The organism is Clostridium sp. N3C, from assembly GCF_900095445.1.
Classification (GTDB): Bacteria; Bacillota; Clostridia; order Clostridiales; family Clostridiaceae; genus Clostridium_AU.
Genome location: NZ_FMJL01000076.1, coordinates 1 through 8,566, shown reverse-complemented (window position 1 = coordinate 8,566; position 8,566 = coordinate 1). Strand labels below are relative to the sequence as shown.

Annotated in this window: 9 protein-coding genes; all 9 read left to right on the top strand. The window is 24.7% G+C overall.

Features of this window, described 5'->3' with window-relative positions:
- The first annotated feature begins 157 nt into the window (after positions 1-157).
- Positions 158-1,249 (top strand): EpsG family protein, encoded by a 1,092-nt coding sequence (locus N3C_RS15545; RefSeq protein ID WP_074366648.1) that lies wholly within the window; start codon positions 158-160, stop codon positions 1,247-1,249.
- A gap of 20 nt (positions 1,250-1,269) precedes the next feature.
- The gene (locus tag N3C_RS14085) at positions 1,270-2,262 is read left to right on the top strand and encodes a glycosyltransferase family 2 protein (RefSeq protein WP_074366647.1); all 993 of its coding nucleotides are present in this window, start codon (positions 1,270-1,272) and stop codon (positions 2,260-2,262) included.
- A 66-nt stretch (positions 2,263-2,328) separates the two neighbouring features.
- On the top strand, positions 2,329-2,496 hold the full coding sequence (locus N3C_RS15370; RefSeq protein WP_242944116.1) for a hypothetical protein: 168 nt from the start codon (positions 2,329-2,331) through the stop codon (positions 2,494-2,496).
- A 61-nt stretch (positions 2,497-2,557) separates the two neighbouring features.
- Positions 2,558-2,716 carry a beta-1,6-N-acetylglucosaminyltransferase gene (locus N3C_RS15365; protein WP_242944115.1) on the top strand — a complete coding sequence of 53 codons (159 nt, stop codon included), beginning with the start codon at positions 2,558-2,560 and terminating at the stop codon, positions 2,714-2,716.
- 122 nt (positions 2,717-2,838) lie between these two features.
- Positions 2,839-3,237 (top strand): beta-1,6-N-acetylglucosaminyltransferase, encoded by a 399-nt coding sequence (locus N3C_RS15360; protein WP_242944114.1) that lies wholly within the window; start codon positions 2,839-2,841, stop codon positions 3,235-3,237.
- A 15-nt stretch (positions 3,238-3,252) separates the two neighbouring features.
- Complete coding sequence (locus N3C_RS14070) at positions 3,253-4,434, top strand: polysaccharide pyruvyl transferase family protein (RefSeq protein ID WP_074366644.1); 1,182 nt, start codon at positions 3,253-3,255, stop codon at positions 4,432-4,434.
- A 74-nt stretch (positions 4,435-4,508) separates the two neighbouring features.
- Positions 4,509-6,023, top strand: a complete 1,515-nt coding sequence (locus N3C_RS14065) for a lipopolysaccharide biosynthesis protein (RefSeq protein ID WP_074366643.1) — start codon at positions 4,509-4,511, stop codon at positions 6,021-6,023.
- A gap of 23 nt (positions 6,024-6,046) precedes the next feature.
- Positions 6,047-7,114: an acyltransferase gene (locus tag N3C_RS14060; RefSeq protein ID WP_074366642.1), complete on the top strand. Its 1,068-nt coding sequence runs from the start codon at positions 6,047-6,049 to the stop codon at positions 7,112-7,114.
- A 17-nt stretch (positions 7,115-7,131) separates the two neighbouring features.
- Entirely contained in the window at positions 7,132-8,337 is a 1,206-nt protein-coding gene (locus N3C_RS14055) for a Coenzyme F420 hydrogenase/dehydrogenase, beta subunit C-terminal domain (protein ID WP_074366641.1), read from the top strand.
- Positions 8,338-8,566: the final 229 nt, after the last annotated feature.

Sequence of the window (8,566 nt, the reverse complement as noted above, 5' to 3'; positions counted from 1 at the left end):
AATTTATGTTTTTAATAAATAACTTAAATTAATTTTTAATAATAAATAAAAATTAATGCACAAAAATTTTAAATAAATCTTTTTAAATATTGAATACTTAGTTTTATTTAAAATTATAGAGATAAAAAAGTATAAAATTAACAATAGGAGAAAAAGTATGATAATTTATATATTGTCCACAATTATATCGGTAATTTTTGCTTATTTTTCAATATATTTTAGCAAAATTAATATTAATGTAACATCATTATATAATAGTAAACAAAAGCTTAGAAGTATAATGAAAAAGATGTTTGCTATTTTATCTCTTTTGCCATTATTTATAGTATCAGCAATTCGATATGGAGTAGGTACGGATTATCTATTGATATATCTTCCAGCGTTTTATTATGATTTTTATACTGAAGCCGAACGTTTTGAAGTTGGTTTTAAACTTATAGTTAAATTAATACGACTTTTTACATCCAATTATCAATGGCTATTTGCTATTACATCATTAATTTTTGCATTTTTTATTTATAAGGCAATATATGAACAATCTTCAAGCCCTTGCTTCAGTATAATATTACTAGTTTTAACTAATTTTTACTTTATATCCATGAATACTATAAGGCAATGTATTAGTATTGCTATTTTTATGTATTCAATAAAGTACATAAAAAGTAATAATTTTTTTAAATATTTAATTTTTATTTTAATTGCTGCTACAATGCATAAATCGGTATTAGTATGTATACCAATATATTTTTTGTATAAGCGTAAAGTAAAATTAAAGACACATATAATATTATTAACAATAACTGTCATTAGTTATAACTTTATTTCAAAAGCATTTATATATATTGTAGGGTTAACTAGTTATGCTGGCTATTTTAATTCTTCATACAATACAGGAAAGTTTGAGTTTTTAGCATTTCTTATTAATTTATCGATATTAATTTTTTGCTATTTTTTATATCATAGATGCAAGGATGATGAAGATTATAATATAATGCTTAATAATCAATTGATAATTATAATTTTATGTCTTTTCTCTAGTCAAATTCCTTTAATGTCTAGAATTATGTGGTATTTCTCTTTTATAGTAATTATATTTTTACCTAAAATTATAAATTATATTAGAAATAGATATATTAGACTATATGTGAAAAGTAGTATAATTATTCTCTATTTAATATATATGTTTTATACAATTGTCATAAGGGGATATCATGAGGTATTGCCGTATAAAACATTTTTTGGCATATAATATTGTTTGGAGGGAAAATTATGGATGAATTAATATCAGTGATAATACCGGTATATAATGTACAACAATACTTAGAAAAGTGTATTGAAAGTGTAGTAAATCAAACATATAAGAATTTAGAAATAATTTTAATAGATGATGGCTCGACAGATATGAGTGGAAAAATTTGTGATGAATTTGCTGAAAAAGACGGAAGGATAAAAGTAATTCATAGCAAGAATGGTGGCGTTAGTGCTGCAAGAAATATTGGATTAGATATTGCAACAGGTGAATATATAGGTTTTGTTGATTCTGATGACTGGATTGAATCACAAATGTATGAAAAATTATTAAAAAATATTAAAAGTAATAATGCTGATATTTCAATCTGTGATGTGTTTATTGAACAAAACGGAACTAAAATTCATAAAGTATTAGATAAATATAAACAAAACTTTACTAGAAAAGAAATATTAGAAATATTGTTTGATAATGTAGGATTTAATTGGTTGTGGAATAAATTAATAAAAAGAAAGTTATTTGAAAATTATGATTTTGAAAATAAAATTAGATTACATACAGATATTTATATGGGAGAAGACATATTATGTGTGTGTGAATGTATTTGCAGAAGTGAGATTATTTCATACGTATCAGAACCTTTATATCATTATCTACAACGGAGTGGGAGCGCATGTAAAAATAAATTTAATTTGAAGAAAACTACTAATATTAATGCATATGAAAAAATTACAAAGATTTATGAGAAAAATGCTCCGATATTTGAAAATATAGCTAAGGTTGCGTATATAGAAGCAAATATTCATGTGATAAATTGGATGTTTTTAGATAAATGTTATGAAAAAGATATAGTTGAAGAAATAAGGAAAAATATAAAAAAATGCTGCACATTTGGCATATATAGCAACTTGAAAATGAATCATAAAATTGAAATCATTTTAATAGCAATAAGTCCTAAACTTTTATATAAATGTATAGGATTTATAAAACTTTTAAAAAATTTATTTAAGTAAAAATAGACAAGCTAATTATTTAAATGATAATAATTAGTAGTTTTTATAAAAAACAAGGAGTGTAAAATGAAGAATGGAAAACATGCATATTTAATTATAGCACATAATAATTTTTATATTCTTGAGGAACTGATTAAGTTGCTAGATGATACGCGAAGTGATATTTACATTCATATTGATAAAAAGGTTAAAAACTTTAACTTTTATAAATTTAAAGAAATTCCAAAAAAGTAACATAATTTTTGTGGATCGTATAAATGTTCAATGGGGAGGTTATTCTCAGATAAAGTGTGAATTGAAATTATTGAAGTCAGCTATTGAACATAATTATGATTACTATCATCTTATTTCAGGTGTAGATTTACCATTAAAAACTCAAGATTATATTCATAATTTTATGATAAAAATTATGGTAAAGAATTTATTCATTTTGATAGTAAAAAATGTGATATAAGAAATATTGATAGAGTAAAATATTATAATATTTTACAGGGATTTACATGTAGACCGAGCAATAAATTTATTAGGAAAATATTAAGTATAATAAATAATGGAGCGATTTTGATTCAAAAATTAGTGAATATAAACCGTATAAAAAATCAAGATATTCATTTTCAAAAAGGTGCAAATTGGTTTAGTATAACGCATTCTCTAGCTAAATATATCTTATCAAAGGAAGCGTCGATAGAAAAAACATTTAAGCTTTCTTGCTATTGTGATGAAATGTTTGTTCAAACGTTAGTATATAATTCAGATTTTAAATATAAGTTATATAATCAAGAGTTTAATAATAATTATTTATCTTGTATGAGATATATTGATTGGAATGGAGGAAATCCTTATGTATGGAAAATTAATGATTACAAAGAACTAATAAATTCTGAATATTTGTTTGCAAGGAAATTTGATTATAATATAGATAGATATATAGTTGATAAGATAAGTGAAAAACTTACAGAAAGAATTAATAAGTGAAAGGATAGAATCAATATGAAAATACTGCTATTAAATGTTTCCAATACATATAACTATGGTTCAATGATGATGGGAGAAAATTTTATAAGTTATTTTAATAAAATATCTGGAATTCAAAATCAATATTATGTAGAAACTGAAGATGAAACAAATATAGAAAGATTAAAGCAGGCTACTGGAATAGATCAAATATATTTTGTAAAAATGAATTCTATGTTTAAAAAAGGAATAGATAAATATGACTATATATATGGATATTTGAAAATTAAAAAGATAACATCTAATTTTATTAAAGATATTGATTTAATAATTGTTTTAGGTGGAGATGATTTTACAGAAGATTATGGATGGAAAGGACCTATAATTAATGCCATAAAATTTAATATACTAAAGAGAAATGGATTAAAGGTAGTAATGCTAGGACAAACAATGGGACCATATAAATCTTTTAGAAAACCAGTTATGAAGTATCTTTTAAACAAAATATATAAAATATATCCAAGAGATCCAATTACATATAAATACCTAAAAGAACTTGGACTAGAAAATATAGATATTACTGATGACTTAGCATTGTTACCTCTTACAAAACAAGAAATAAAAGAAAAAAGCAAAGAATATATAACGTATTGCCCTAGTGAACTTATATATAGATATTCTAAGGATGCCAAGAGAGAAAGCTGGATTGACTTTAACTTATTTATGATAGATCAAATAATGACAAAATATAAAGATAAAACATTAGTTTTACTTGCCCATGTTTTAAAGCCGAGTCATGTTGATGATAGAAAAATTGCAAGAGAATTATATGATTTAGTTATAGATAAATATAAAGATAGAATTATTATTAAAGATAAAGAAATGTATCCTTATGAAGTAAGAAACTACATACAGAAATCTTTATTTACAGTTTCTAGTAGAATGCATCCTATAATTTCTTCAATTCAATGTGAAGTACCAGCTATTGCTTTGTCATATAGCACTAAATATTGGGGAATCATTGGAGAGAGATATGGACTAAAAGATTATATTTTAGATATAAGATATTTAAGTTATGACGAAATGAAAAAAAGATTTATTGATTTAATGAATACAATTGAATTAGAATATGATGAAATACAAAATAAGATGGAACATAATAATAAGTTAGCAAATAAAAATATCATTAAAACTTTAAAAGAAATAACAAAACTTTAAAAGAAATAACAATTTAAAAAGCAGAAAAGTATAATTAATTAAAGTAAATTAAAAAATTAAGGATGAAATAAATTATGAAAATTAATCAATTAAAAGCAGGAGCTATTTTATCATATGTTTCAATGGGACTTGGATATATTATATCAATAGTATATACGCCTGTGATGCTTCGCTTATTAGGACAAAGTCAATATGGATTATACAATTTGGTATCCTCAGTAGTTAGTTATTTAGGCTTACTTAGTTTTGGATTTGGTAGTGCCTATATGAGATATTATTCTCGGTATAAAGTTAATAATGATGAAGAAAACATTGCCAAGCTAAATGGTATGTTTTTAATTATTTTTTTGTCAATTGGGCTTATTGCGATTTTAGCGGGAATACTTCTTGTTTTTAATATAAATTTAATATTTGGTAAAAAACTTACTGTTAATGAATTATCTACAGCTAAAATTTTAATGGCAGTAATGGTGTTTAATATTGCACTGTCATTTCCAGCAAGTGTATTTAATTCATATATTACTGCTAATGAAAGATATGTTTTTCAAAAAACTCTTCAGATGATTAAGACAGTAGTAAATCCTTTTATTATGCTGCCAGTTTTATTAATGGGATATAAATCAATAGGAATGGTAGTTGTTACAACTGTTCTTAATATTATAGTAGAATTAAGTAATACAGTATTCTGCTTTAGAAGACTAAAAATGAGATTTATATTTAAAAAGTTTGATTTTAATTTAATGAAAGAAATGGCAGTTTTTTCATCATATATATTTTTAAACATGATTATTGATCAAATTAATTGGAGTGTGGATAAGTTTATATTAGGACGCTTTAGAGGTACTGTAGCTGTGGCTGTTTATGGATTGGCAGCGCAGTTAAATACGTATTATTTATCGCTATCGACTGCTATTTCAAATGTTTTTATACCAAGAGTAAATAGAATGGTAGCGTCTAGTGATGATAATAAAGAATTAACATTTTTATTTACACGTGTGGGAAGAGTACAGTTTATTTTACTCTCTTTAATATGTTCAGGGCTTATATTTTTTGGACAACCATTTATTAATATGTGGGCAGGAAACAATTACAGTGAAGCATACTTAATAGCATTACTCTTAATTATTCCAGTTACAATTCCTTTAATTCAAAATTTAGGTATTGAAATACAAAAAGCTAAAAATATGCATCAATTTCGTTCTTGGACCTATTTATTTATTGCAATAGGAAATGTACTTTTAAGTATACCGCTTTCTAAAGCATATGGTGGGGTAGGAGCAGCATTAGGTACAGCAATTTCATTACTAATAGGAAATGGAATAATTATGAATATTTATTATCATAAAAAGATTGGTCTTGATATGAAATATTTTTGGAGTGAAATATTACAGTTTACTCCATCACTATTATTGCCAATCATAGTAGGAATCTTAATTACTCTATTTATAGATATGAATCATATTTTAGTATTCTTATTATGTGGAGTTGTTTATATAATTATATTTTCTATTTCTGTATGGTTTTTGGGAATGAATCAATATGAGAAAAACTTGGTGGCTAAACCAATATTAAGATTAATAAATAGATGAAAACAAAGTAAAGGTGGAGCTTTATGAATAGTAAAGACAAATTATATAAAACTAAAGATGAATATTGGCAGTGTGTAAGGGGAATATGTATAATTTTTGTTGTTTTAATACATTGTAAAAATGGTATACAATATAGAAATCAATTTAATAATTCCTTAAATTTTGATTACTGGTTAATAATGCGACAGTTTATTAATTTTCCAGTAGCAATATTTATTTTTCTTTCAGGATATTTTGTAAATATAGAAGGTATTAAGAAATCTTATGTTACATATATTTATAAAAGGGTTGCTAGACTTCTAGTACCATTTTTAATGTGGTCAGCTTTTTATACAATAATTAAACATGTAACGACTAAGGAAAATATAAATATAATAAAAAAATTAGTTAAATTTTTATTGGGGCTATCATCAGGTCAATTATATTTTATATTAGTGTTATTACAATTAACAATTCTAACTCCATTATTAATTAAAATTATTCAAAGTAATAAAGGCATGAAACTTTGTTTCCTTATTACACCAGTTTATTTATTAATTTTATATTCTTACATAATTATTTATAAAAAGCAAATGCCTTTTTATCAAACATTTTTTCCAGCATGGTTTGTTTTTTATTATATTGGATTGTTAGTAAAAATTAGAGGATATAAGTCTATTTTTAAAAAGAATGAAATATTAAATTCCATATTATGTTGCAGTATTACATTAATATTTTCTATTATCGAAGGTTACGGTTTATTAGCATTAGGATTTTCTGAAGGATTTGTATCTAGTCAAATTAAAATATCATCTTTTTTATATGTTTTTTCATTGATTAACTTATTAATGGTTATTAAGCCTCATATAAAAATACAAAAAATAAGATGGATAAAGCATATAGGAGATAATTCCTATGGTATATATTATGTTCATATGCTTTGGATTATTTTTAGTAATAAGATTTTAGCGCTTATACATGTAACAGAAAATATTTTGCCAATTTATCAGTTTATACAACTTATATTTACCATTATTTTTAGTTGTTTCAGTATTTATATTGTAGAAAGAGTAATTGGAAAGAGTTTGTCTAGTAAACTATTAGGATTTTAGAATAGAAGGAGAAATTTATGATTACAATTAGCGATAAGAAAGACTGTATGGGATGTCATGCTTGTTCAAATGTTTGTCCTAAAGATTGTATTAATATGAAAAACGATAATGAGGGATTTTGGTATCCTGTTGTAGATTATAATAAGTGTATAAGATGTGGCTTGTGTGAAAAAGTATGTCCTATTATAAATGAAACAATAGTTCAAAACAAGCCAAAAGCTTATGCTTGCTATAATAATAATGAAGCTATAAGATTAGAAAGCTCATCGGGTGGAATTTTCACTCTAATTGCTGAATATATAATAGATAATAATGGCGTCGTTTTTGGAGCAGGTTTTGATGAAAAGTTTTCTGTAGTTCATAGTTATGTAGAAACAAAGGAAGAATTGAAGAAGTTTCGTGGATCTAAATATGTTCAAAGTAAAATAGAAAATACATTTAAAGAAGCTAAAGAATTTCTAAATCAAGGCAGAAAGGTATTATTTACAGGAACTCCATGCCAAATTGGTGGATTAAAGTCTTATTTACAAAGAGAATATAATAATTTATTTTGTATAGATATTATATGTCATGGAGTACCTTCACCAAAAGTTTGGAAGAAATATATTTCTTATCGTGAAAAACAGTCTGGGATGTTAACACAGAGAATAGCTTTTAGACGAAAGGATAAAGGCTGGAAGCGATACTCCGTATCATTTTCATTTGAGAATGAGGCGGAGTATCGAGAAAATTTTGATAAGGATTTGTTTATGAAAGCATTTTTAAGAAATGTTTGTTTACGTCCATCTTGTTATAAATGCAATTTTAAAACTTTGCATAGACAAAGTGATATAACACTTGCAGATTTCTGGGGAGTTCAAAATATATTACCTGAGATGGATGATGATAAAGGTACTTCTCTTATTTTTGTTAATAGTGTAAAAGGACAAGCTGCGTTAGAAAAGATAAAAGATAAGATTTTATATAAGGAAATTGATATAAATGAGGCAGTAAAATATAATTCATCAGCAGTAAAGTCTGTTGAATATAATCCGAAACGTGAGGGGTTTTTCGAAGAATTAGAAGAGTTTTCTTTTGATGAATTAGTAAAAAAATATTGTTCTGATAGTATGGCGGTAAAGATAAAGAGAAAAGTGAAATCTATACTGCGTAATATGCTTGATAAAATGGGCTTATTAAATCTCGTGAAGCGATTATTTACATCACAATCGCTTCGTGGTTGAAAATATAAATAATAAAAAGTAATGCATTATCTACGTTTTAAATATGTAAAAGTTCTATAGCAAATATAGGCATAGCGATAGATATTAAACAGAGCCTGCCAACGTTATTAGCCAGTTTTTATAATATGGACGGTTATGGAGGAACATTGGCATTAGAGTTGTAATTTAAAAATTAGCAGTTTAAAATAAAGCTGCTAATTTTTGTTTTTCATAAAATTAAATATAATGG